The 24,404-nt window shown below is 42.8% G+C and carries 19 protein-coding genes; 18 read left to right on the top strand and 1 reads right to left on the bottom strand.

From position 1 onward, the window contains the following. The first annotated feature begins 1,277 nt into the window (after nt 1-1,277). The 12 genes from ACTHPG_RS14755 (at nt 1,278) to ACTHPG_RS14810 (ending at nt 18,641) form a co-directional block, all read left to right on the top strand. A complete protein-coding gene (locus ACTHPG_RS14755) occupies nt 1,278-2,513 on the top strand; it encodes an amidohydrolase (protein ID WP_440390816.1) in 1,236 nt (411 codons plus the stop codon). A 201-nt stretch (nt 2,514-2,714) separates the two neighbouring features. Beyond that, complete coding sequence (locus ACTHPG_RS14760) at nt 2,715-3,188, top strand: GNAT family N-acetyltransferase (RefSeq protein ID WP_440390353.1); 474 nt, start codon at nt 2,715-2,717, stop codon at nt 3,186-3,188. Then, entirely contained in the window at nt 3,188-3,616 is a 429-nt protein-coding gene (locus tag ACTHPG_RS14765; protein ID WP_440390354.1) for a GNAT family N-acetyltransferase, read from the top strand. The genes ACTHPG_RS14760 and ACTHPG_RS14765 overlap by 1 nt, the downstream gene beginning before the upstream one ends. A gap of 40 nt (nt 3,617-3,656) precedes the next feature. Continuing rightward, the gene (locus ACTHPG_RS14770) at nt 3,657-4,391 is read left to right on the top strand and encodes a DUF1361 domain-containing protein (RefSeq protein ID WP_440390355.1); all 735 of its coding nucleotides are present in this window, start codon (nt 3,657-3,659) and stop codon (nt 4,389-4,391) included. After that, nucleotides 4,391-4,852 (top strand): DUF6896 domain-containing protein, encoded by a 462-nt coding sequence (locus tag ACTHPG_RS14775; RefSeq protein WP_440390356.1) that lies wholly within the window; start codon nt 4,391-4,393, stop codon nt 4,850-4,852. The genes ACTHPG_RS14770 and ACTHPG_RS14775 overlap by 1 nt, the downstream gene beginning before the upstream one ends. A gap of 38 nt (nt 4,853-4,890) precedes the next feature. Continuing rightward, complete coding sequence (locus ACTHPG_RS14780; protein ID WP_440390357.1) at nt 4,891-5,835, top strand: GNAT family N-acetyltransferase; 945 nt, start codon at nt 4,891-4,893, stop codon at nt 5,833-5,835. Next, nucleotides 5,832-6,563 (top strand): metallophosphoesterase family protein, encoded by a 732-nt coding sequence (locus ACTHPG_RS14785; RefSeq protein WP_440390358.1) that lies wholly within the window; start codon nt 5,832-5,834, stop codon nt 6,561-6,563. Before ACTHPG_RS14780 ends, ACTHPG_RS14785 begins: the two co-directional genes overlap by 4 nt. Nucleotides 6,564-6,819: 256 nt before the next feature. Beyond that, the gene (locus ACTHPG_RS14790; protein ID WP_440390359.1) at nt 6,820-8,019 is read left to right on the top strand and encodes a hypothetical protein; all 1,200 of its coding nucleotides are present in this window, start codon (nt 6,820-6,822) and stop codon (nt 8,017-8,019) included. 125 nt (nt 8,020-8,144) lie between these two features. After that, nucleotides 8,145-9,215: a hypothetical protein gene (locus tag ACTHPG_RS14795; RefSeq protein ID WP_440390360.1), complete on the top strand. Its 1,071-nt coding sequence runs from the start codon at nt 8,145-8,147 to the stop codon at nt 9,213-9,215. A gap of 664 nt (nt 9,216-9,879) precedes the next feature. Then, nucleotides 9,880-11,283 carry an RCC1 domain-containing protein gene (locus ACTHPG_RS14800; protein ID WP_440390361.1) on the top strand — a complete coding sequence of 468 codons (1,404 nt, stop codon included), beginning with the start codon at nt 9,880-9,882 and terminating at the stop codon, nt 11,281-11,283. A 65-nt stretch (nt 11,284-11,348) separates the two neighbouring features. After that, nucleotides 11,349-18,155 (top strand): polymorphic toxin-type HINT domain-containing protein, encoded by a 6,807-nt coding sequence (locus ACTHPG_RS14805; protein ID WP_440390362.1) that lies wholly within the window; start codon nt 11,349-11,351, stop codon nt 18,153-18,155. A gap of 33 nt (nt 18,156-18,188) precedes the next feature. Then, the gene (locus ACTHPG_RS14810) at nt 18,189-18,641 is read left to right on the top strand and encodes an Imm8 family immunity protein (protein ID WP_440390363.1); all 453 of its coding nucleotides are present in this window, start codon (nt 18,189-18,191) and stop codon (nt 18,639-18,641) included. 707 nt (nt 18,642-19,348) lie between these two features. Here ACTHPG_RS14810 and ACTHPG_RS14815 read toward each other — a convergent pair. Beyond that, on the bottom strand, nt 19,349-20,251 hold the full coding sequence (locus tag ACTHPG_RS14815) for an ArsR/SmtB family transcription factor (protein ID WP_440390364.1): 903 nt from the start codon (nt 20,249-20,251) through the stop codon (nt 19,349-19,351). Nucleotides 20,252-20,433: 182 nt separating this feature from the next. Here ACTHPG_RS14815 and ACTHPG_RS14820 point away from each other — a divergent pair, with 182 nt between their 5' ends. From ACTHPG_RS14820 to ACTHPG_RS14845, 6 genes are all read left to right on the top strand, one after another. Beyond that, on the top strand, nt 20,434-21,924 hold the full coding sequence (locus tag ACTHPG_RS14820) for a glycoside hydrolase family 43 protein (RefSeq protein WP_440390365.1): 1,491 nt from the start codon (nt 20,434-20,436) through the stop codon (nt 21,922-21,924). A gap of 134 nt (nt 21,925-22,058) precedes the next feature. Continuing rightward, a complete protein-coding gene (locus tag ACTHPG_RS14825; protein ID WP_440390366.1) occupies nt 22,059-22,604 on the top strand; it encodes a GrpB family protein in 546 nt (181 codons plus the stop codon). 61 nt (nt 22,605-22,665) lie between these two features. After that, on the top strand, nt 22,666-23,067 hold the full coding sequence (locus ACTHPG_RS14830) for a hypothetical protein (protein ID WP_440390367.1): 402 nt from the start codon (nt 22,666-22,668) through the stop codon (nt 23,065-23,067). A gap of 29 nt (nt 23,068-23,096) precedes the next feature. Beyond that, nucleotides 23,097-23,618 carry a cysteine hydrolase family protein gene (locus ACTHPG_RS14835; protein WP_440390368.1) on the top strand — a complete coding sequence of 174 codons (522 nt, stop codon included), beginning with the start codon at nt 23,097-23,099 and terminating at the stop codon, nt 23,616-23,618. Next, nucleotides 23,618-24,100 carry a hypothetical protein gene (locus ACTHPG_RS14840; protein WP_440390369.1) on the top strand — a complete coding sequence of 161 codons (483 nt, stop codon included), beginning with the start codon at nt 23,618-23,620 and terminating at the stop codon, nt 24,098-24,100. Before ACTHPG_RS14835 ends, ACTHPG_RS14840 begins: the two co-directional genes overlap by 1 nt. 12 nt (nt 24,101-24,112) lie before the next feature. After that, nucleotides 24,113-24,394, top strand: a complete 282-nt coding sequence (locus tag ACTHPG_RS14845; protein ID WP_440390370.1) for a hypothetical protein — start codon at nt 24,113-24,115, stop codon at nt 24,392-24,394. Nucleotides 24,395-24,404 lie beyond the last annotated feature (10 nt).

Genomic DNA, 24,404 nt, shown 5'->3' on the forward strand with positions numbered 1-24,404 from the left:
TGCAAGGTTTCTATCTGGTCTACGTTGCTTAAATTATTTCTAAAGGATATGCTTCTTTATCACGGCCAGTCAGCATGCTCAATGTCCCACCATTTGGATGCCAAAGACAAAGAAATAAGCTCCTTGAAGGAAAACAGTGGGCTGCTGCTGGAGTTCTAGCAATCGGTGGTGTCATTTTAAGTCCCGTAGCCATTTTTGTATTTGGCTTAACGTGTGGAGCGGCACCAGCCGGCTAAACGGATCTATCCAAATCCCTTTTGTATGTTGCGGCATACAAAAGGGATTTTTCTGTTTTCTTAAAAATTGTATATTATGTATAATAAGGGTTTTCAAAGCTGTTGATTTCCTGGTGATCGCTAATGTAACCAGGAAGACAGGGAAGGAGATGATTAAGATACTCATGTTAAGCACACTTAATGATTTAGGAGTGATTTTTTTACTTGTTGGTTCCTTTTTCTACTTCCTACACTTAAGAAGAATTAAAAGACAAAGGCCATTAACAGGTATGGAACGCTCAATGTATATCATCACCCAAGTTGGGTATTTACTTTGGGCTGGAAGTAAGTTGCTTATGTTAATCTCAAATTGAGGATAGGTATTCATAATTCATTCCGAAAAGTGATAAAACATATAAATGAAGAAATAAGCCAGCTCGTACCTCTTACAAGCGGCTTATTTCTTCATTTTCAAGTACAATTTAGAAAAATGTTTTGAACTTGTATCGTAGTAACGAATAGACCTTTATAGATGATGGTACATCACACTTGATGTTAAATAGCGGGAAGATAACAATCAAATAAACTAACCCACAATAATCATAGTAATGGTCCTGCAGTAGACAAGCCTTTAAGAACCATCCGTCAAATTTATGATATGTGTACGTGGTACGACGATTGTTATGATACATACAACGGAGTAATGGTGGGACCCATGTTGCTTAATGATGAGAGTGCAAAAATGTACACGAGTGGAGTGGAAGGTTGGCGGTTGAATGGGTAAGTGTTAGTATGTTAATAGATAATATAATTAATGTTAAATTTACCATAACTGAATAACTACAAATTGCGAGCACGCGATTATCCTATACTAACAGGGATAATTGTGTGCTTTTTTTGTTTGTAGTCTCAGTCAGTCATCATCGAATACAAACGTTCCGCATATGGAACACCAACGTTTTACGTATTTTTGCCCGGTGAAACGGTATGGTACCATGGATCATAGATTAACAATCGGCATCCGGAAGACGTAATGTCGGGTGAGAAAAGAGGAGTGACATGATGAAGCAGGCGTATTGGTTAACAAACGTGATTTTGGAGCGGAGTTATGTTCGGGAAGGGGAACAGGTAACAGGGACTCGGACAACCCCTGCTCATCTGCGGATTGAAGATGGAGTGATCGCCGCGATTGCGGAAGGAGACAAGCCGTTATCTAGCGATCTGCCACAAGTAGATGGCAAGGGACTGTTGCTGCTACCTACGTTCGAGGAGGCACATATTCATCTGGACAAAACGTACTACGATGGTCCGTGGACAGCGGTTAAACGGATCTCCAGTATTTTCGATCGCATTGAAGAAGAGACGGTGCTGTTGCCCAAGCTGCTTCCAGATGCAAAGCGTCAAGCGGAGAGTATACTAGCCTCGATCCAGGGATACGGCTCCACTCATGTACGCAGTCATTGCAATATCGAACCCGTCAGTGGCTTGAAAAGACTGGAAGCGACGCGGCAGGCTCTGGAATCTTTTTCGGGCAAAATCTCTTCGGAAATCGTAGCTTTCCCGCAACATGGGCTGCTTCGCTCCAATTCAGTGGAGCTTATGGGTCAAGCGATGAGAGAAGGTGCAACGCATGTGGGCGGACTTGATCCTCATACGGTGGACGAACAGATGGAGAAATCACTGAATGCCTTGGTTGAACTGGCCGTTCAGCACCAGGCGGGCATAGACATACACCTGCATGATGGCGGGCAGGCTGGTAAACAAACGCTGCTGGAACTCGCCGATCTGACTGAAGCAGCAGGGATTCAGGGCAAAGTTACGGTGAGCCATGCGTTCTGGTTCGCCCGCGCAGAGCAGCAGGAAGCAGAAGATATGGCGCAGCGCATGGCGTCGCTTGGCATGAGCATTGCTTCCACTGTGCCGATCGGCAGAACGATGATGCCTCTTCCCATGCTCCACCGTATGGGTGTGAACGTGAAGCTGGCGACAGACAGTCTGACGGATCATTGGTCTCCTTTTGGTAATGGAGATCTGCTTGAGAAAGCGGGACGCTTCGCAGAACTGTACGGATATAGCGATGAACTGTCCTTGTCTCAATCTCTGGCATTCGTAACAGGGGGGATCACACCGCTGGATTCACAAGGAGAACAAGTATGGCCGAAGGTGGGAGACACAGCGAGTTTTGTATTGGTGCATGCAAGTTGTTCAGCTGAAGCCGTTGCGCGGCGATCTGCGCGGCAGGCCGTATGGTACAGGGGGCAATTGGTGAGCGGATCGACATCGGATGGAGGAAAATAGAGCGGGTACAGCCACGGGAAACCGTGGTTTTTTGGCATGGGGAAAAAAGAGGAAGGAACTGTTCGCAACTACCACATTTTGGGTTATGATGGAGGTATCGAAAGCTGGGTTATGTTGACGCAGGGGCTCTGTTGCTGGATACACAACCTTTGGAGATTATATTGTTCAAGAAAATCTAGTGATAAGTTTCAAGGAGAGAGGATGGTAGAAATGGAGCAAGTGACGTTACAACCTATAACGGAAGAAAATGAACACGAGTGCATCCATCTTAAACCACGGGAAGATCAGCTGGATTTGGTTGCAAGCAATGCGGATTCATTGAAGCATGCGAAGAAGGAAATTACGTCCAAACCATACGGCATCTTCGCAGAGGATCAGATGGTCGGTTTTATTTTATATGATAACGAGGTCTATCATGACGGATATTACTGGATTCTGCGCTTCATGATTGATGAGAAGCATCAGGGGAAGGGCTACGGTAAACGTGCCATCCAAGAAGTGATTCGTACGTTGCAATATAGAAGGGACTGCCAGCAAATCAGTGTATCCCATGTCCCGCATAACAGTGCGGCAAATGCGCTGTATAAGCGTTGCGGGTTTCAGGACACGGGTGAATTCGAGGACAACGGGGATACCATTTTAAGTTATCAACTAGGTAATAGGGAGGGAGCTTAATGATAAGAGAAGCGGAAGCCAGGGATGCAGCGGTGATCGAAAGGCTGTATAGAGAATTATTGCCGAACAACCTAAACACGAAGGTGCTTGCGGAGCGTATTGAAGAAGTTCGAAATAACCCAAACAGTTTCTTGTTCGTATATGAATTGGGTGATCAGGTGATCGGCACGGCTCATTTACATATTTGTTTGGATGCTTTGGTGGAAAATAGACCCTTCGGCGTCGTTGAGCGGGTTATTATTACGGAACATGTGCAGAGCAAGGGATATGGTTCTGAATTGATGAAATATGTAGAGCATGTATGTGTACAGAAAAATTGTGTGAAGGTGTTTCTTACGAGCGGATCATCCAGACACGAAGCACATCATTTTTATACGAAATTGGGGTACAGCGGAGAATCCAGCAAGGCATTCAAAAAGTATTTATAACTTATAACATCATCGAGGAAAAGGAAGTAGAATCAACGAAATGAAAGTTAACCAACATCCGGTTCAAGATCTTCGACTCATCGTTACCTTGATCGTGGCTACTTTTTGTTGTCTAGGTGTAGTGATGTATTTACGGGCCCAAACAGATACGAATATGTATCGATTTTTAAGTTGGGATATGTTTCTGGCATGGGTACCATTCATCATCTCATCCTGTATTAGATACATATTCAATAAGAAATCAACCACAACGAGCGTTATATGTATGTGGTTGATGTGTGCAGTTTGGCTCTTTTTTCTGCCGAATTCAGCCTACCTTTTTACAGAGATCCTGCACTCATTCAGATATTTTGATGCTCAAGGGGAGGTTCGATTTTGGGTTAATATTGATTTTTGGTATGGACTCACCCTGACGTTTGCCGTAGCGATCATAGGATTGCTGCTCTCGACTTGTTCGATTATTCAAATCCACGGCATGTTAGCCAAATTAGTAAATAAGTACATTAGCATGGTGGTTGTGGGCGTTATTCTGCTATTGAGCAGTATAGGAGTCTACATTGGTAGATTTAATCGCTGGAATTCGTGGGATGTATTATCCAGGCCCGGGAAGATCTTCATGGATCTTGTGCATGATTTCAATGCAGCAAACAGCATAATGGTTGAGTTTGTCGCTATTGTATTTACGGTTCAACTTTTTGGTTATGTTATTCTAACTTTGCTAACCGCAAGGTCTGGCAGTTCATCTTCATTTGAAAGGGCAAAGGGTCTGAAATAATGAAATCGATACCTCAGAAAATTACAGAAGAATTATTAATGGCAATGGATATGTACGAAAAAATTGCGCGGCAGTTGATCAACCAATTGATATTGGAAACCGATCAGTCAGATCGGACGGCAATTCTCGCAGGTGCTTACGATATGCTGACCAATGCAGATGTAATCCATGAAGGAGAAGAATTAACGGGCAACTGGTATTTTGATGTTCATGGCGAGCACTGTATGTTCAAGAATACAGAAACAGGCCAGACATTGGAGGTTGCTCTGGGTAGTCCAGCGGATGTAGGCAACATGGACCCCTACTTTTTTTACAATTTTATTAAAACAACACCTGAGCTTGCACACCTGACTTCGTACTTTGATCATCCGTTCCAGGACATGTTGGATTTCTTCGAACATCTGGAGGCACAGCAGGTGTTATTTCATGTTCATGGGGTAGCGTATAGAAAGCTTCTTTAGTTGCTGTGCATTTATTTGAAATTGAGGAGGAATGAAGTATGAGTCTAACGGAATGGTCCACAGATATACTTCAATATGATCTATCGGATGAATATTCGATTCGCAGAGCTGATTTTGCCGAATGGGGATTATATTGCACGGTTTATTATGATATGCGTTATGTCGGGTTTTTCAGGGAGGAAGAGTTTAGTTCTTCCAAGATCAGTGCGTACTGGATTTACAAGGGGGAAAGCAAAATAGGTGGCGTGAGAATGGAGCCTAACCGGATGTATCATTTGTTTTTTATCCCGCCATTCCAGCAGTGCTTTGAGGTATTGAAGCTTCTGAAGCATACATTAATACAGTGGTCGGATCGCACCAAACGCATTCTGACCTTTGAGATTCTTCCGGACCAAGTCGATCTGTTCGCAAGAGCCGGGTTCTGGCCAGTGGAGTTCAGATGTCGCTGGATGCAGCGGCCTACAGATCATTTTGACATCGAATGGGACAGCAGGGTAACCGTGAAGAGTCCAGAGATTATCGAAGGCCAAACCGGCAACAGAAAATATGCGAATGAAGATGAAATTGCCAGATGTGACATGGAGAGTTTTGCAGGAAGTCTTGAAGCTACACGAAGAAAACATACCACTCTGTCAGATTTTATACCAAGCGATGACCCTAATTATACGAATGAAATTCTGACCCATGCTTCAACGCTTGTATACGATAAGGAAACGGGACAGCTTATTGCCAATTGTCGCTTGTGCTTGCAGGATAATCAGGCTGCTGTATACAGTATCGGAGTACTCCCTGCTTATAGAGGCAGAGGTCTGGCTACGCTGATGTTACAGAGAGCATTAAATGAACTTAAGGGTAAGTATCCTGTTCTGCGATTGTATGTGATGCAAGGGAATGATGCCGAGTCTGTGTATCTGAATCTGGGCTTTATTCCGGGGGTACAGGAGATTCAGACGATGTATATCCCAGAGGAGGAGTCTCAATGAAGGTTGCCGTCTTAACCGATATTCATGGGAATGTTCCTGCACTTCAGGCGGTACTGGCTGATATCGATTCCAGAGGGAATGTTGAGCATACATTTTGCTTGGGGGATATAATCGGTATTGGCCCTTACTCCAATGAAGTGATCGAGATGTTGTACAGTCGTAAAAATATGATAGCGATTTCGGGGAATCACGAAGAGGCCGTATTGAGTTTGCTCCAAAATAAGGGTCCATTAGAAGGGCATAAAGGCATAGCTGAGCATCATGAATGGATTGGTCAACATTTGAGTGCGGAATCGATCAAGAGAATACAAGCTCTACCGAAATTCATTGAAAAAGAGGTAGAAGGACGTCGGTTCCTTCTCACTCACTATCATATGAGCAACGACAAGCTGGATGTTATCGATAAAGAACCATCCGGAACCAAATTGGACGCGAAGTATCAGGGGACGGCCCATGATTTGGTTTGTTTTGGTCATCATCATATTCTTCATTACTATAAGACAGACCAACGAATCTATATGAATCCGGGAGCCTTAGGCTGTAATGATCTTGCCATTGCCAGATATGGCATTGTGGATCTCCGAGAGGGGAACATTGATGTGAAATTCATTGGCGTTCCATACGACAACAGGGAGTACCTGCGATCGTATGAACGGTTAAGCGTTCCGGATCGTGCTTTTATTTTGAAGGTATTTCACGGGAATCAGTTGGAAAGAGAGGGTGTATAATTTCCCAATAGAGATTATGAAAAGATGCTTTAGGCACCGGTTGCTGCAAAAGCCTAACCTACATGCTGCGTGTGTCTGACACTTTATGACAATGGGAGAGTGGATTTTCAATTGGAAGACGTATTTACTCTAAAAGTTATATCTGAGATAATGTGAAAGCTGTTAGATTTATCCTGCTGGAGAGGTTGGTGGTAGTATAAGAATGTTATAGAGCTTCAATTATCTAAAGAGACATACATACTAGGAGGAATACCAAGTGCATCATCAACAGCATAATCTTTTTAAAAGGATTTTTGTTATTTTTAACGTGTTTATTCTATTGTTTGTGGTAGCGGTTCAAGTAAAAGCAGAGGCTGCAAGTAGAGACTTTGCTTCTGGTGAACTGGAAGCGGGTGCTATCATGCAGTGGGGTGGAACAGCACTCCTTGCAGCAGCGGGGAACGCAACCGGTATTGAACCCGCTATTATGGAGCAAGTGCATGACTTTGGAAAACAGGCTTGGCAAGATGCGGATACGGCTACAAAAGCCGCTATTACGTCTTCAATCAAGGGTTTAGATGATCTTTGGGGGACAAATAGAAAATATAGTCTTCAATGGGACTCAGATGCACAATTTTATCTTGTGAAAAAATTCGATGAATATTTTGGTGCGGGAATCCGGATCAATGCTTCGACCAATAAAATAGAAAAAGTGGCTACGATTAATTCGGTTATTACGAATTCATATGTGGATGCATCAAAAGAAACAGTCGGATTTGGTGAACTTGGATATATGAAGAATTCGTCTGGCAAAGATATTTACCTATTGCAGGTACAGGTAGATGATATTGGAGCTATATATAGGGTAGGCTTTAATGAAACATACTCGTTACCTAGTTCTAGCCCCTTAAAAAATAATAAATACCCTAATGCATTAGCCGCTTATCATGCAGTAGTAAAGGAGTTAGGTATAAAGCCTACTTTAAGAAGTGTTAAGCCAACGTTTTTTGTGCAGTATCCTTTTGCTCATTATAAACCCTTGTCTTTCCCTGAAAATTTTCCAACACGTTTGACAATCCCCACGTTAAAGGGAATTGTGAATAACCGTGGTGAAATAACGACTCTTGAGAAACCGAACATCGGTCGGGTTGGGAATAGCCTTACAGGAGAAATTGCGATTAGTTATCCTACCTATATTGGAGATACGGGTACGTTTACTTCGGCAGACGCTGTGACTGTTGCCCCTCCTGAATTGCCGGTCGATGGAGGAAATGGTAATGGTGACGGGGAAGCAACGGATTCCCCAACGTACTCACCACTTGATCTAATTGTTTACAAAGCAATGTTGCAATTTATACAGGATTATCGAGTTAATCATTCAAACAACCTGGACCAATTACTTGAATACATGAAATTAAGTAATTCTGGTAAGCCATCAAATAAAGAAGCTTGGAACAACTGGTTGGGAAGCTTTTGAAATTGAGCGTATGCCTTGCTAGTCAGTTTGACTAGTGAGGCTTTTTCTTGCTTGAGCCCAATCAATCATGTCTGGTGCATTAACATTAACCGAATTACCCGAAGCAATAACAAAGGAGAATACATATGAAGTATTTAAGAATGTTTATGTTATCAAGTGCACTACTATTGCTCCTTGCAGGATGTTCATCCGATAAGTCTGAACTAGTGGAGCTTGAAGAGATAAAAATAGAGCAACAGCAGCCCATCCAGGTGGAGATATCTGTGAATGCAGAATTCGATAGAGATGATCGACTCGCCATTAGTGGTAATACGAATCTGCCGGCAGACATGGAACTGATGTTATCCGTGAAGAGTGAAGGGGGATACAGCGCTCAGTCGAAGGCCTATGTTTATAACAGTATGTTTCAAAGTGAGCTGTTTACTTCAGGCGGGAAGGGGCTTCCAGATGGTAAGTATATTGTCTCAATCACTACACCTACAGCCAATGTACAACCTCAAAATGTGAAAGAGATTATAGGTGAACAAGGCATCAATCTGTCCGGAGAGTATGTGAAGGATGACGAGATATGGGGAAGAATGGTTGAGTACTCTTATGAGTTTAGTAAAGGAGAATCTTCAGCTCAACTCATGCCTGAAGATGATCAGGTTTGGTCCACCATTAATGGATATCTAGCGACTGGCCAATACCTTGAGGTAGCTAAGTTTGTGGATCAACTTTCGAATCCAAGCAAAGACATTCAGATGATGCACAAGTACGCCATGTACCATGTATATGGACAGGACGGAGAAGATGAGAAATCACTTGAATCACTTTATGCTATACCTAGAGGTTATACCGGTCACAACGCTGACTTGGTTTCATATTACAAATATACCCACGAATCATATGAAGAAGGACGCAGTGATCCAATGATAAGCTTCGATGATTACATAAAACTGTACAAAAACGGAGAGATGGTAAAGGACTCATACGCATCTTACCGCTCTGAACAAAAACAATCATCATCTCGAGAAAGCGACTCCTATAGTGGAAACACGCAAAGTACAGATACTTACATGGAGAAAACGCCAGTGTATGATGATAGTGGAGACTACAATAAGTATGGCGAGTACAAGCCGGTTGAAACAATGACACCCGATGAAATACGAGCTGAGCTAGAAGCAATATTAGAGGATGCAATGTATGGAGAGTAATCTAAGCATGCATAAATCTAGTTGTCACCGCTTTACAGAAGGGAGGATTGGTATTGTCTAAATCGGCTATGTTGAAGATAGTAGCCCTTGTTTGGATATCTTTTGGAATCTTGGCGCCCATGGGAATTGCACCTAAAGAGGTGTACTTTGTGACCTATCTTCCAGGATCGGTACTGTATTTGGCCATCCTTTATTATGAGTTTAAGAAATCTAAAGACTAAAAGAGCCTTTTAGACGTTTCATTTGTTGATGGAAGCTGATCTATAAATGCAATTATTTCTTTACTCAGAGAATTTGGATAGCATTAGATTTTATACGGCCACTGAAGAGATTGAAGAGTCTACCCTTTGCTAACTGTTGCTCATTGAATATAAAACTTAAGCTAATCGATACATAATTTAGATAGATTAGAGTGAGAAAATATGAGATATAACGGAAAAATTATAAAATAAAGTTTTTTTATTTAATAGTTGTATATTATTCGTCATAATCCTACATGAAAATACAAAATACACCTATTTACGAATGGATCATTATTCGGGCATAATCAGATAATTCTAAGAAGAATGGAGATGAAAGGCTTACTGGAACAGAAGAAGCATTACGTAAAGTAACTATGTGTCATGTGTGTGTTTGAGACAGAAATAAGGAGATGAAGAAAGCGATGAAGTGGAATAGAGTTATTAAACTATTACTCGTTATACTAGTTGTGGGAAGCGTTGTATTTGAACCTTCTGCTAAAATTTATGCGGATCAGCTAACATCTAAAAAGCCAATGATATATACGGGAGGTAATTTTTCAGGAGTTATAGATTCAGACGGGACAATTTGGACTTGGGGATCTAACAGTTATAGACAATTAGGCAGAGAGGAAGCCACATTAGCGGATGATCCATTTCCAAAGAGAGCGAGCTCGGTGACAGTAAAACCTGTTCAAATTAGCGGTTCTTCTCGTTCAACGTTAGCATTGAATGCTGAGGGTGAAATAATGGCTTGGGGTTCTAATGGCAATGGTTGGCTTGGAATCGGAGATCTTGATGGGAAGATACCTTCACCTGTACTTGTAAATTCCAATCTGAGACTATCAAATGTCATTTCCATCCACGGTGGGACATACAACGCATTTGCAATTCGTGGTGATGGAACAGTCTGGAGTTGGGGAGATAATGTTAATGGACTAATGGGTAATGGTATAAATTCAGGTTCTGAAAAATACGCTACTCAAGTAAAAGGACCTAATGGCGCTGGTTATTTGACAAGTATTACTTCATTAGTACCTGGTACTAGTCATATTGTTGCAGTTTCTAAAGATGGTACGCTCTGGGCATGGGGTGATCATGGCGCTGGATCGTTGGGTGTAGCCGGGTCAAACATTACAAGGAGCTTTTTTCCGGTACATTTAGGTGCTAATTTTAACAAAATCAAGGATGTAAGTGCAGGTACATACTTTACGGTAGCTTTAAAGTCCGACGGAACAGTATGGAGCTGGGGACTAAACAACGAAGGACAGTTGGGGGACGGAACAAGGGAGACTCGTTCTGCTCCTGTACAGGTTGTGGGACAGTATGGAAAAGGCTTTCTGGATCAAGTCGTAGCCATTGAGAGCGGTGAAAAACACACCCTGGCTTTACGTGCAGACGGTACAGTCTGGAGTTGGGGAAGTAATAGTAGTGGGCAAGCGGGTATTAAGTGGAATTCTTATAGTAACTCTCCGATGAAGCTTGAATTCAAGAATACTCTCGGAAAATCGGTGAAGATTCAAAGCATCAGCACCAACAGTAATCATAGCGTCGCGCTATCTGTAGATAATGAACTGTTCACTTGGGGGAATAACTCTAATGGTCAATTGGGTGTTGGAGATAAAGTAAACCGGACTTCTCCTGTCCAAGTAGACTGGCATGACAGTATTACTATTTCAGAACCCGCTTACACTACTTCGTATGTTTACGATTCGAATGGAAGATTGCTTCGCAAAACGATATCCCGTAAAGACGGAGTAGCGTCTACGTACCAGTATACTTATGATCGTAACGGTAACCTGAAAAATACCCAGATCATTAAGCCTTAACTATATTAAAACAGAATTATCATTAAAAAGCGGTTTACACTCAGTTGAAACGGAGAGAAGTTCACTTGAAGAAAAGCACATATAGAAAATACTTATCCATCTTTCTCATTATTGCGGTCATCACAGGGCTTTTCGGAAATGTAGTCCCTGCGGTTACATATGCCGAAGAACAAGGAGAACAAAACGAACAAAACGTTTCCACAGGGCAAGGTCCTTCTCCATTGGAGTCACTTCCTCTGATAGCCCAGCAGTTTGACTGGACCGAAGACTTTATTCAAGATTACCTCGATCAGGGATACACGTTGAATGAAGTGATTACCGCTCTATATAAAGCCAGAGAGGAACAGATTGGATTCGACGAAGCTTTACAAGCTGTTCGTCCACAGGAGATTAACGAATCCGCCACAGTCACCAGTGATGTGTATACAGATCCCGCTGTTGCCGCCGAAACGTCGATTGCTGGCGTGGAAGCCGATCAATCCGGTATTATGCAGCGGTATGAAACGTTCGTGGTAGAGGAGGAACTGACCGCCCCGCCGGAAACGGATCTACAGAAAGATGACGAGGTGGAAGAAGAGGAAGAAGAAAAAACAGAGGCTGAGGAAAACGATCAGGCCGATCCAATTGACAAATCGGAAGACTCGTCGCCTGAGGGGGAAACTGACTCCGACGGAACATTGCCACCAGTAGAAACGTCAGACAATGCTGAGAATGCAGCTCAAACTAACCAGGAAGTAGGTCAACAAACTTCAGCGCCTTCAAGCGAAAATACATCTACCCTTGAAGAGAAGTCTGCTTCTGAGCCAAAAGCAACGCCATCGCCACAAGGAAATGAAGTTAGTCCAGCTTATACACCTAAGGAATCAAAAACTATTTCAGAAAAAATAAACAGAACAAAGCCTGAAAAAGGAACAGCTAAAGAGAATAAGGATGCTTCTGTTACAAATGAAAAGCAATCAGAGGTCTCATCAACTCGAAAGCAGAAAACGAACTCTGATACGAAACCGTTAGCAGGACAAACATCTACCAGCATCCCAGATCCAGGAAAGCATATTGCAGAAAAAGCACCGATCTATAGCAAAAGGTCCTTTAATGAGGCCCCTTATACAGTGGGTGAAAATGGAGAAACCATTTCGACATTAAGTGGCGGCCTTATTTTAGAGCATGTTGACGCTTCCTTACCTGGCCGTGCAGGCATGTCCTTTGCACTAGAAAGGCAATATAACTCTACCTTAGCTCAATTTTATGATCCAGTTGTAGGAACGAATACATATGAGTATCCGGTCTATAATTATTTTCTCACATACCAAGCAGCCAAGAAAAAAATAATCACAAAATATCATGTCAAATACAAATTAAACAAATGGGTACAAGAAGATTACAATGGCGATGGACTAAAAGATAATGACACGATCGTTGTGGAGACTCCGACTGTGTTACAAGGCACGTATACTACGGAAACTGAAGCTCGGAAAGCGGCAAATACCCAGATCGTATTTTGGAATCCGTCTGAAAGTCGCATAGAGCAACAGACCCGTAGTGGTAGCCTGAGTAGCCTTCCTACGAGCTTAAACTATAGTCAGGGTGGATACAGCGGGACTCTGAACAAGTCAGGTAGTGCACAGGTCATTTCCGGACAATATCAGCCTGCCCGTACGATTAACGCTCCAACACAAACTTGTACCAATTCCATCCCTGGAAAATATGATGCTAAAGGCATCTGGACGCAAACCAGTACGGGGAGTCCATGTCCGGAAACAAAAACAGCGACTGTGGAAGGAAAGACGATCACGCTCACCCGTTCCTCAGTGACAGCTACGAAAGCTTGTCCATCACCGGATAAATCCGTAGCGAACTATGTGTGTACCAAAACTTGGGAAGCTCGGTATGATGGATCAGTATCTGTACCAGCTTCAGACACCCGAATTTATTCTCAAACCTATTCGGGTAATGTCGTTAAGCCGGGCCAATATTCTTCAGAACGTTATGATCCATGGATTGCAGGTAAGGCACCTTACCAGTATCGTCATGCGTATGCCGTGCGAGAACAGCCATGGGTAGAGCAGGAAATTACAGAAGGTCCCGGTGAAACCATCACTTTATTCACGGATGGTACACCAGACTGGTCTACAGTAAACAACTTGAAAAACAACGTGAATAGTAATCCTGGTAAAGATATTTCTTCTTCTATGATGGATAGTGGTTACAATTATTATCTTGCCTCTAATCCGTCTGCGGAGATAAGAGCGTACCAAGTAGGTAGTAATACCGATGTCACATACTATAACAAAACTGTACCTGCCGCTGCGGACAAACGAGCACCCCTTGGCAAAGGATGGTCTTGGAAACTGCCTTATATTGAAACGGAAAATAATAAATCGTATGTTGTCATGACAGATGGTGGCCGCTACGAAATTGCAGGTAATACGCTAAAAGGCTATGACTGGGAAGGCATCACTGTTCGTCCGGACACTTCAGTCAAGGTAGGAAGCGATGAATCTGCGCAAGTAATCGTTTCAGCAGATGGACTGAGTAAGCAGTATTTTAGCGTAGATGGACGCTTAATACAGTTATCAGATTCTCGAAATAATGACATTCAATTCTTTTACGAATTCAATACAGCCTATCAAAGCAAGCTACTAACCAGTGTGAAAGATGCATTAGGCAACACGATCCAAATTGCTTACACGCCATCAGCAGTGACGATTACTCAAGGTGAGCGAATAGTAACTTACAACAAACAATTGAAAAATGGCGTAGAATTACTCGATTCGGTCATTGACCCGCTTGGTCGTAAAACGACTTATGCATACAAACTGGCCGAAGCCAAATTTAATCTGCTAGGTTTTAGCCCAGAACGGGCAATATCTAATCCGTACGCATTATTAACGGGGGTGCAGCATACAACCGGAGCTAAAACGGTGTATGAATACGAAAATAGCCCGGTGCGTCGTTACATTGGAGCAGATTCCTTAAATGAAGCATACCGTGTTCTGACTCGCAAAGACCAAATCTTATATGAGAGTGGTAAAGTTGAGGACTACAATCGACAAACCGTTAGTTATACGTCTGATCTGGGCGCAAGCTATGGACAAAATGCTACGTTTAGCACAATCATCAGTAGCGGCTTGACCGAGAGTCAGTCGACATATCGGAAAGTATTTGTGAATAGCGAAACACCAATCTCATTTTATAATGATCGGACCGTGCTAAGTGCCGATGGACGTGTGGAGACTTCAACGTATACGTATGGCAAAACCGTCAAGGGCAGAGCCTATCCGGTAGCCATTCCAACAGTGACAACAATTAAGGATAATAAGACCAATGAATCCTTGACCACTACAGTGCAATACGACGACTATGGCAACGTGACGTCGATGACAGATGCTACAGGAAAAGTAGTGACCAGCACTTATGACGGTACGCGGCAATGGCTGACCAGCGTTACTGAATTAGTGGATCGGACCAATAAGAAAGTTACAACACTCACGCGCAATGAGCAAGGGGATATTACCGGCATTGTCAGTCGGCAGGGAAGTAATAGTGGTGAACTCTTGCACCAATCGAATTATACCTATGATACCCATGGCAACGTGCTGACCCAACGCATTGCAAATGATACACAGGATCAAGTAACTACCGTGGAGTATGATAGTAGGTACCAGCAAGCATATCCAACTCGAACAAGTATTGCTGTGACAGACGTCGACGGGAAGTTAAGTAACATATCAACAGGAGCTCAGTATAGCCCAGCAACGGGACAATTAATTAGTTCAACCGATGCGGAAGGTCGGACCACTCGTTATCAGCAAGATACTCTGGGTCGAACCATTGAAGTCGTTCAAACAGATGGAAGTGTGTTGCGTGCCAATTACGATGATTTCGGCAATAAAATCACGGTTACTGATGAAACCGGGCAGCAACGCGTAACCCAATGGAATGCACTCGGGCAACAAATTGAGTCTGGGTATTACTCTGGAGGAAACTACGTTGTCGCTAGCCGTACAGGATATGACCCCTACGGACGTACCATATGGTCTGATGATGCGTTAGGAAATCGAACTCGAGTACAGTATGATAGTTGGAGCCGCATCATTTCTACAACAGGAGCCGATGGTGTTGCCATCAACGCGCAGTATAATGATACAGCACGGAGTGCAACGACAACCGATGCCGAAGGATACGCTCGTACTCAAATCTCGGATATGTGGGGCAACCTCCTGCAGGTGCAAGAGAAAACTCAACAAGAGAACTCATGGCGTACGTTAGAGAAAAATAGCTATGATGTCATTAGTGGTAACTTGCTAGAGCAAACAGATGGTAATGGGAATACGATGCGCTATACGTATGATATTCTCTCTAGGCTCACCAAGGTAACCAGCCCTAACGCGGAACAAACGACATACATGTATGATCGTGTAGGGAATCTTATCCAAACCACGGATGCTGCTGGTCAAGTTAAAAAACATCGCTATGATGAATTGGGACGCCGGATTCAAACCACGGACAAGTTAGGACAGTCTACACGTAGTCTCTATAACCCAGACAGCAGCTTGAGTCAATTTGTAGATCGTAATGGGAATGCCTTTACGTACGCTTATGATGCTCGTGGTAATTTGGTGAGCAAAAGCAGCTCGGAAGAAACGATTCGATATATCGTGGATCTCGTAGGCAAACGTACAAGCATGGTGGATCAGACCGGAACAACGACCTACCAGTACGATCCTGCAACCGAACAACTCACTCAAATTAGCTATCCGGATGGTATGGCTACAGCCTTTACGTATGATTTGAACGGGAATCGGACGTCGATGACCAATCCGTTTGGAATAACAGTCTACTATGGATATGACACGATGAACCGTCTAACATCTGTAGGTACAACGCCAGATCGTCTAGATGCGCAGTACAGCTACTATTTGAATGGATTAAGCAAAGAAGCGACATTACAGAATGGCGTGCGCTATGCTAAACAATATAATGGTCTTGATTTGATCGAACTGTCACAAAAGAGAAATGAAGTGACATTGCAAAACTATGGCTATCGTTATGATAATAATAAAAATATAGTGTCACTCAATCAGGTTGATTCCAAGGATACATTTACGTACGACAATTTGGATCGGGTTTTGAGCTCAAGTGTGAATAACGAGGCTTATCAATACGACAAACAGGGCAACCGCTTGACTCTAGCATCCGAAGCGGAATCTAACATCTCAGATACTTCCTATACGTATGATCTAAGAAATCGCTTGACGAATGTGCAAAAAGGCGACAAGCAGGTTGGTTATACGTATAATGGCGATAATCTGTTAGTTGAACGTTTGGAACATGGCAAAACTACGCGTTATTACTACGACGATCTTGCACAAATTATTGCGGAAGCCGAAGTAAACAATGGGACCCCATCATTGAAAGCCAGTTACATTCGGGGAGAGAAACTGGAAGCAATCCAATATGCAGATGGCAGTAAAGCATATGTGCAAGTGAACGGACATGGGGATGTGACTGAGCTTCGTGATGTAAACGGAGAGGTTCTCAACCGCTACGTGTACGACATTTGGGGAAATATACAGACCAAGGAAGAGAAAGTACACAACCCGTTCCGATATGCAGGTGAGTTATGGGACGACACGACTGAACTGCAATATTTGAGAGCGCGTTGGTATAATCCTGCTGAAGGTCGATTCCTGAATGAGGATACGGAATATGGTGAGCTCGATGATCCGCTGACTCAAAATTTGTATACGTATGTGCTTAACAATCCACTACGCTATGTCGATCCAACCGGGAACAAACAATGCGAAGGTGCAACGACGTGTGACGGTGATCCGGTCGAAACGAAATTGCGGAATTTTATTTACAACAAACTCCGAAATGGTTCGTACAACAATGTGGATCAATTCGCTTACGATATTGGGACACTAACGATTCATATTGAGCAAAAAAAAGCTGGCTTCACATTTGACGAGAATACCAGAAAAATACTTCGTAGTATGGCCAAGATTTCTGTTTATGGAGCTAATGATGAGGCTCGGGCATACGGACAAGTTGATATGGGGAATCTAGCAGCGCTATTTTTTGTAGGATCAGTAAAAGGGGCCGCCTCCAATGTTCTTAGCGGAAAGTTCAATTCTTGTAACTGCTTTGTTGCGGGAACCAAGGTTTTGACTGCCGAAGGAGAAAAAAATATCGAAGATGTTGAAGTCGGAGATCAGGTTCTTGCAAAGTCGGAATATGATTCTGATGGAAAGTTAGCTTACAAAGAAGTTACTGCTTTATATCGCAACCAACGCGATGATATCATTAAATTGCTTGTAGGAAAACAAATCATTGAGACAACGAACAATCACCCGTTTTGGGTCGAAGGCCGAGGCTGGGTTTTTGCTGATGAACTTCACGTTGGCGATAAACTTGAAAAGGCTAATGGAACTAATCTAACGATTGATAAAATAGAGTTTATCAAGTTGGATAAGCCAGTAACGGTATATAACTTCACGGTTGAGGACTTCCATACGTATTATGTGACAGATTTAGGGATTTGGGTTCATAATACCAATTGTTTCACTGGTACAGGTGCTGAGTTGGCTAGATTAGCCAACAATTCGAAGAAAAATGATGGACTCTCAGGTACAGCTTCTATAGGCACAGTTTATGATGGCGCGAAACATTTTGTAGGTTCAAATTTTACAACTTTAAATAAAAAAGGATACACATGGTATTATAGCCAGGATGGTAAAAAGAGAGTTAGGGTCATGGAGAAAAAAGGAAAAAATGGTATTATTGAAGCCAATTATGAAACGTTTAATCAAGGTTTTAAATGGGAACTAGAAGGGAATTTAAAAACAAATTATCATGTCCAAATAAAATAGCCGATTATTATTTGATTAAAGAGGTGTGCTAACGTGATCAAACCAGTATTGAAAGATCTCATCATTACAGGAAACCCCAATATACATGGCAAATTACAGTTTACAGAAACTGAAGATATTGGAGACGACTTTTATTTGTCAGGTACAGCATGCATCGGAACTGAGGATTCTGAAGGAGAAGATAATTTTGATTTTGGAATTATAACTCCGAAAGCGCTCGAAAGAGAACTTAGAGATGGAGTAGATATTATATCAGGATCAAAGTATTTTATCGTAAATAGGTTAGATTTTGAAATGATTACTAGCAAGATAGAACAGATACTTGTCGAACATCAAAGGGAGACATGGGAAGAAGTAGCTAATAGTCTCACTCCATATTTCAGGTGGGAATATACGCATTCCGTACGTTTGAATGGTGAGGAAGAGCTTCTTGAGATGATTAAGAGACATACAGATAAGACCGGAGTTGATCCAACGTTCCCCTGATCAGAGTAATTTAGTGTTAATTACATCTCATTGTGAATGAAACGCCATGAGATGTCCATTGAATTAAAATAGCAATCAAGTTGTTAGAATTTAAGGCACTAATGTTTTAATTGACTCTGATTGGTTTTCCTAGTAACCTTGTTGGGCTTTCGCCTTTCAAGGTTATTTTTTTTGCAACATTCACGACGGACTGCAATATAAAACTCGGAACTTGTGGACAACAAATATAAAAGACAGTTCATGGCCGGATTCGAGTAGGCTATTCTCATGCCTGATCGTACAGTAATGTCCATGAAGATTGCGGCTTGGTGTAGCCATCTTACAGGTACTCCAACGGGGATTCCTCACGTCTACAGCTGACCGAGGCAAGGAGGTTGCATGCTATGCGAACCTAGAAACGTACCAGGGTGTGCTTTGCTGTCCATATTTATCCTGGAAACGAAGTTTTAACGAATAGAATGAGTTAATTTGAGTGTTGCACCCCAAGGGCACAGATTACACCAAAGTGGAGGATGAATTTCTCGCCCTGTTTGCTCAAAATCTCATTTATCCATATCGAAAATATTTAAATCCAAGCAGGAAAGCGCTGATGTGGATCGCGATTGCTGGTATCTTAGTTGGTGAGAAATTTTTACTGTCCGATTTATATTATTTTTCTATAAAATAGGTATTTCCAGATATCAAACGAATAGGTTAGGCAACAAAAGTTAACCCAATACACGAATAACAATATCCTGATCATGATTACCAAAACCGGCACCGTAGATCGTTAAACCGCCAACGTTGGGGCTTTCCTCGTCAACTGTGAATCGAAGCGTCCAGAATGGTTCGTCTAGTTTGACATCTTTGAGCTTAATGTCTGACATCCGCTCACCATCCATATACGTACCGGAGGCATCAATGCGGATCGTCTTCAATAAACCATACTGATTCACATTGCGATGCCACCATTCCGGCGTATACTTGCCGCGTGCTGCTCTGCCAAAGTCGGCTGGACTTGTCCACATTCCCAGAGAAACACCATTGAAGGTGAAGCTAATATCCGAAGGCCAATGATCCCGTAATCCCGGAGCCTCCGAGGCGAGTTCCATTGAAATTTCGATCGCATCGGTAGTCTGATCCGGTAGTACAAAGTTAGGTGTCTTATATTCAACATAGCCTTTCCCAAACCACAGGATAGCAGCGTGTACCCGCTCGGGATCAAGGAAGTAACGCGGATCATCCCAGACGCCAATTTCTTTCTCGAGTGTGCCTAGCCCACAGGTAGGGTGAATATCAAAAGCAGTGTAGTGCCCGACGGATATTGTCTGCTCTCTGGTTCGTGAAGTTTGGCTTGCGGATGGCAGCTCGATCTCAATCTGATTTTGCTTGAGGTAACATAATTTGTGTGTTCCTCCGTTAATCCGAACTCGTCTGCTTCCAATTAGACCTGCATCCTCCAGTTTGCGAATATGCATCGTGACAATGGAGGGGCTAAGCTCCAATACTGACGCAATATCCTTCACATTCTTCTCGCGATCTGCAATCATATCCATGATCCTCCATCTAACTTCGCTTGCCAGCGCCTCATATAAAGGAAGGAACCGGGGCTCCCCATTTGCTCTGATCATCTGTACAACTCTCCCTACCCTTAATCTTCTAAAATCACATATATATTAATTTAATAAAATTAGTTCGAAGATGCAATCCAGATTCATTGCAAGTTGATGGCCAATGGTGTTTAATTTTTTTAGTTGCAACGAAGTTGAATTCTTATATTTGTGAATTTTAAAATAAGAGATGGAGTGGAGTAATGAAATACAATAACCCTGTTGTAAAAGGTTTCTATCCAGACCCTAGTGTGATTAAGGTGTACGACACCTACTACATGGTGTGCAGTTCTTTTCAATACTTTCCGGGCGTGCCGCTCTTTGAAAGCAAGGATCTGCTGAATTGGAAGCAGATTGGTCATTGCCTCACTCGTAAAAGCCAGATTCAGCTCGAGACGGTGAACAGCTCCGGAGGCGTATTTGCTCCAACGATCAGGCATAATGACGGACGTTTTTATATGGTCACAACCAACGATACGACGCATCAGAATTTTTATGTATGGACGGATGATATCTACGGAGAATGGTCCGAGCCTATTTATGTGGATCAAGGCGGGATTGATCCCGATCTGTATTTTGAAGATGGAAAGACCTTGTTTATGAGTAACGGGGTCGATGATCAGGGCGTTGGCGGAATTGTGCAGTGTGAGATTGAGATTGAAACCGGTCGTAAATTGACGCCAGGGCGCACCATCTGGAATGGGACAGGTGGACGGTACTTGGAAAGTCCGCATCTGTATAAAATGAACGGTTATTATTACCTGCTTGCAGCCGAAGGCGGCACCGAGTATGGTCATATGGTTACGTATGCACGGGGCACTTCTTCTTCAGGTCCATTCGAGGCTTATGCGCACAATCCGGTTCTAACCAATCGTAATCTGGGTGGATATGAACTGCAGGGTGTAGGTCATGGTGACTTGGTCGAGGATGATCTGGGGAACTGGTGGCTCTTTCACTTGGGGTTCCGCCAGATTGGCAGATGGGCGACGTACCATCATTTGGGCCGTGAGGTGTTCCTGACTCCAATTACGTTTGATGAAGACGGATGGTTTACAGCCGGGCATGAAGGCACGACACTGACGAGTTTTGAGACTGATCGTATTCCGGATACGGTGATCCAGCAGGACAAGAAGAGTTATACGTTTGAAAATACAGACTGGGGTCTCGATTGGTGTTACCTTCGTCATCCAAATACGGAGCATTATCAGCTTGAATCAGACAAGCTTACGCTAACAGGAACCGATGTAACGCTGGACGTTCCGGCATCCCCTACGTTCATCGGGCTTCGTCAGAAAGACTTTGATGCTACGATTTCAGTCGATGTTAGTCTGACGAATGGGGAGGCCGGTGTTACGATCTATATGGATGAGAATCATCATTATGAAGTGGCCATTCGTCAGGAGCAGGACGGCTATAAGGTGATCGAGCGTCTGAATATCGGGGATATCGAATCGATTGAACATGAAGTAAATCTGGGAAATAAACAGCATGCAACGCTGGTGATCCGCTCAAGTCATGAACGCTACAGCTTCCTGCTTCAAGCAGAGGGTGAAGAGATTCTGCTAGGCACGGCACAGACGAGATACCTATCCTCGGAGGTGGCTGGAGGTTTTACAGGCGTACTCATTGGTTTATACGCGACGGGTGAAAATGCTGTAGCTGAGTTTACAAACTTCAAGTGTGACTATCATTAAGAAGTTAAGGGGAGGGCCTCAGGGTCCTTCTCTTTTTTGAAATTTGTGTCTTTATATAGTCTACATGTAACAAAAGGTAGAAAGAACGTGTTATTTAATTATATAGCTTGATTGAATAACCAAGGAGGAGTTGTGTGGAGGATCAATGGAGAATTGCTAAGTATGATCTGGCATGGCCTGTTTTATTTCTGGAAACGGGTTCGAAATTAAGAGGAGTGTTAGGCGAAAAGGCTGTGCGAATCGATCATGTTGGGTCCACTTCAATTGTCGGTATGGGCGCCAAACCAATCATCGATATACAACTATCTGTTTCCAATGTTGAGAATCTGTTGGACTACAAACGTGAGATCGAAACAGTCGGTTTTGTATTCAGAGCAGAAAATTCAGATAAGTCTAAACGATATTTTCGGGAAGTTCCCGGAAGTAGAAGGATACATATACATGTTAGACAGGCAGGCAGTTTCTCCGAGCAGATGACCTTGCTGTTCAGAGACTATTTAAGGGAGCATCCAGAAGATTGTCTGAAATATGCGGAAGAAAAGCACAGACTCATGTCACTGTATAAAGAACAGCGTCCCAAGTATGTTGAAGGAAAAGGACCGATGGTGTGGAGCATATTACAGAGAGCGCATAATTGGTCTCAAGAAATCGGATGGCAACCGGCAAAATCTGATGCATAAGCGCATCCAATGAATAGAGATTACCTATTGGAGTGATGAGATGAACATGGGAAGGAAGCTGATGACAACCTTTCTAACCATCATTTGTTTTACTTTGGCTGCAAGTCTCATATCGATGAATGAATCCTACAGTTTTGATTTTTACATTATTATTTATCTGGTATATGCTACTCCGCTGATCCTATTGATCGGGCTACCTTTATCGATATTGTTGGACGATCTCCTCAGCCGAATACAATTCGTCAATCATGGGTTGTATCTAAGTGCGAGGATATTGGGTTATGCATGTGCTGGAGTTTTAGGCATGTATATTTATTATGTGGTCATTGGCGTAGGAGAAGCAATCTTGGATTTCAAAGAGACGTTAGTTCTGACCTTATTTGGCGTTCTTGCTGCTATCCTATTTGTACTGATTGATATGGGATTGGAAGTTTTGTTAAAGATACGAAGAAGAAAGATTTGAATTAATTGATTTGCCAGGAGGAAAGCAAAATGACAACGCATTGTGCACTTCTAATCATTGACGTACAGGTAGCGATGTTTGATGAAACAGATCCCGTCTATCAGGGGGAACGATTGCTTCAAAAGATCCAGGTGATAATGGCCAAGGCCCGTGAAGCAGGGCATTCCATCATATATATCCAGCACAGAGAAGGGGCAGGCAGTCCACTGGAACGAGGAACTCCGGGGTGGGCCATTCATCCGTCTATTGCGCCTATAGCTGGTGACCTCGTTATCGAAAAAGAGACACCGGATTCGTTTCACGAAACCAATCTGCATCTGAAATTGCAAGAAAATGGCGTGACGAAGTTGATTCTCGCGGGTATGCAGACCGAGGTATGTGTAGACACGACTTGCCGCAGAGCGTCCAGTCTCGGATACACGGTCAATCTGGTTCAAGATGCGCACAGCACATGGAATTCAAACACGCTTCAAGCGGATCAGATTATTGCACATCACAATACGGTACTGAGACTGTTTGCCAACGTGGTGGACACGGAGAATGCGCTGTAATGCTAGGAAAACGTAGGCGATTCTGGTTTTTCATAGGTGCGGCAATCATGTTTTTGTATTTTCTAATCACGAGTAACCCTGATCCAAATAAGCCGATTTCGAGAAATCAAGTGATAAGCACAGAGATGAGCATAGTCGTGTACACCAGGACAGGCGACGGTGGAGCACACACTAGCATTGACAATGTTACGTTAAGTAAAGAAGACATTAGCCGTATAGTCAGCTGGCTGAATGCAGCCCCGGAATCAGCCAAAATACCAGTAGATGATGTCACAGGAAGCATTAGTGCAGGAATTGCTTTGAAATTAAAGCATAACGCTAAAGTTACGATTCAATACAATCGGAAACAGATTATAGTATCCACAAAAAGCAGATTTAATAGAGATTCTAAATATATACTTGATCAAAAGGACTTAAGAGACTTTATGGATCAAAAGTTGGAAGGGACGTATTTTGGTGAAGATACCGTTAGTGTTGAATAAGGAGGAGAGGTATTGACGATTAACAAAAGAATCATGAATCTATCCGCCTGGCTTGCTGTATTAGCCATCATATGTATTCCTGGAACTTTACATACGGAAGATGGACCGCTCCGAACAGAGTATGGTTTCCCGATCCGATTCTTTACGGATTATCATATTGCCAATTCGGACGGAACAATCTGGTTTATATCTGGCATTCATTTAAATGTACTTTTATATTTCTTCAATGTGCTGTTTATTTATGCAGGTATTCATGTGATCTTGTATATTAAAAAGAGATTAACCAGAACGTAAAGATGGAGTG

It is taken from the genome of Paenibacillus sp. SAF-068, from assembly GCF_051967555.1.
Taxonomy (GTDB): Bacteria; Bacillota; Bacilli; order Paenibacillales; family Paenibacillaceae; genus Paenibacillus.

Bases quoted from the DNA above. Each gene is read 5' to 3' on its own strand.
- ACTHPG_RS14820 (WP_440390365.1), top strand. From the start codon at position 20,434: ATGAAATACAATAACCCTGTTGTAAAAGGTTTCTATCCAGACCCTAGT.
- ACTHPG_RS14755 (WP_440390816.1), top strand. From the start codon at position 1,278: ATGAAGCAGGCGTATTGGTTAACAAACGTGATTTTGGAGCGGAGTTAT.
- ACTHPG_RS14835 (WP_440390368.1), top strand. From the start codon at position 23,097: ATGACAACGCATTGTGCACTTCTAATCATTGACGTACAGGTAGCGATG.
- ACTHPG_RS14780 (WP_440390357.1), top strand. From the start codon at position 4,891: ATGAGTCTAACGGAATGGTCCACAGATATACTTCAATATGATCTATCG.
- ACTHPG_RS14830 (WP_440390367.1), top strand. From the start codon at position 22,666: ATGACAACCTTTCTAACCATCATTTGTTTTACTTTGGCTGCAAGTCTC.
- ACTHPG_RS14815 (WP_440390364.1), bottom strand. From the start codon at position 20,251: ATGATCAGAGCAAATGGGGAGCCCCGGTTCCTTCCTTTATATGAGGCG.
- ACTHPG_RS14775 (WP_440390356.1), top strand. From the start codon at position 4,391: ATGAAATCGATACCTCAGAAAATTACAGAAGAATTATTAATGGCAATG.
- ACTHPG_RS14800 (WP_440390361.1), top strand. From the start codon at position 9,880: ATGAAGTGGAATAGAGTTATTAAACTATTACTCGTTATACTAGTTGTG.
- ACTHPG_RS14785 (WP_440390358.1), top strand. From the start codon at position 5,832: ATGAAGGTTGCCGTCTTAACCGATATTCATGGGAATGTTCCTGCACTT.
- ACTHPG_RS14765 (WP_440390354.1), top strand. From the start codon at position 3,188: ATGATAAGAGAAGCGGAAGCCAGGGATGCAGCGGTGATCGAAAGGCTG.
- ACTHPG_RS14795 (WP_440390360.1), top strand. From the start codon at position 8,145: ATGAAGTATTTAAGAATGTTTATGTTATCAAGTGCACTACTATTGCTC.
- ACTHPG_RS14770 (WP_440390355.1), top strand. From the start codon at position 3,657: ATGAAAGTTAACCAACATCCGGTTCAAGATCTTCGACTCATCGTTACC.
- ACTHPG_RS14840 (WP_440390369.1), top strand. From the start codon at position 23,618: ATGCTAGGAAAACGTAGGCGATTCTGGTTTTTCATAGGTGCGGCAATC.
- ACTHPG_RS14760 (WP_440390353.1), top strand. From the start codon at position 2,715: ATGGTAGAAATGGAGCAAGTGACGTTACAACCTATAACGGAAGAAAAT.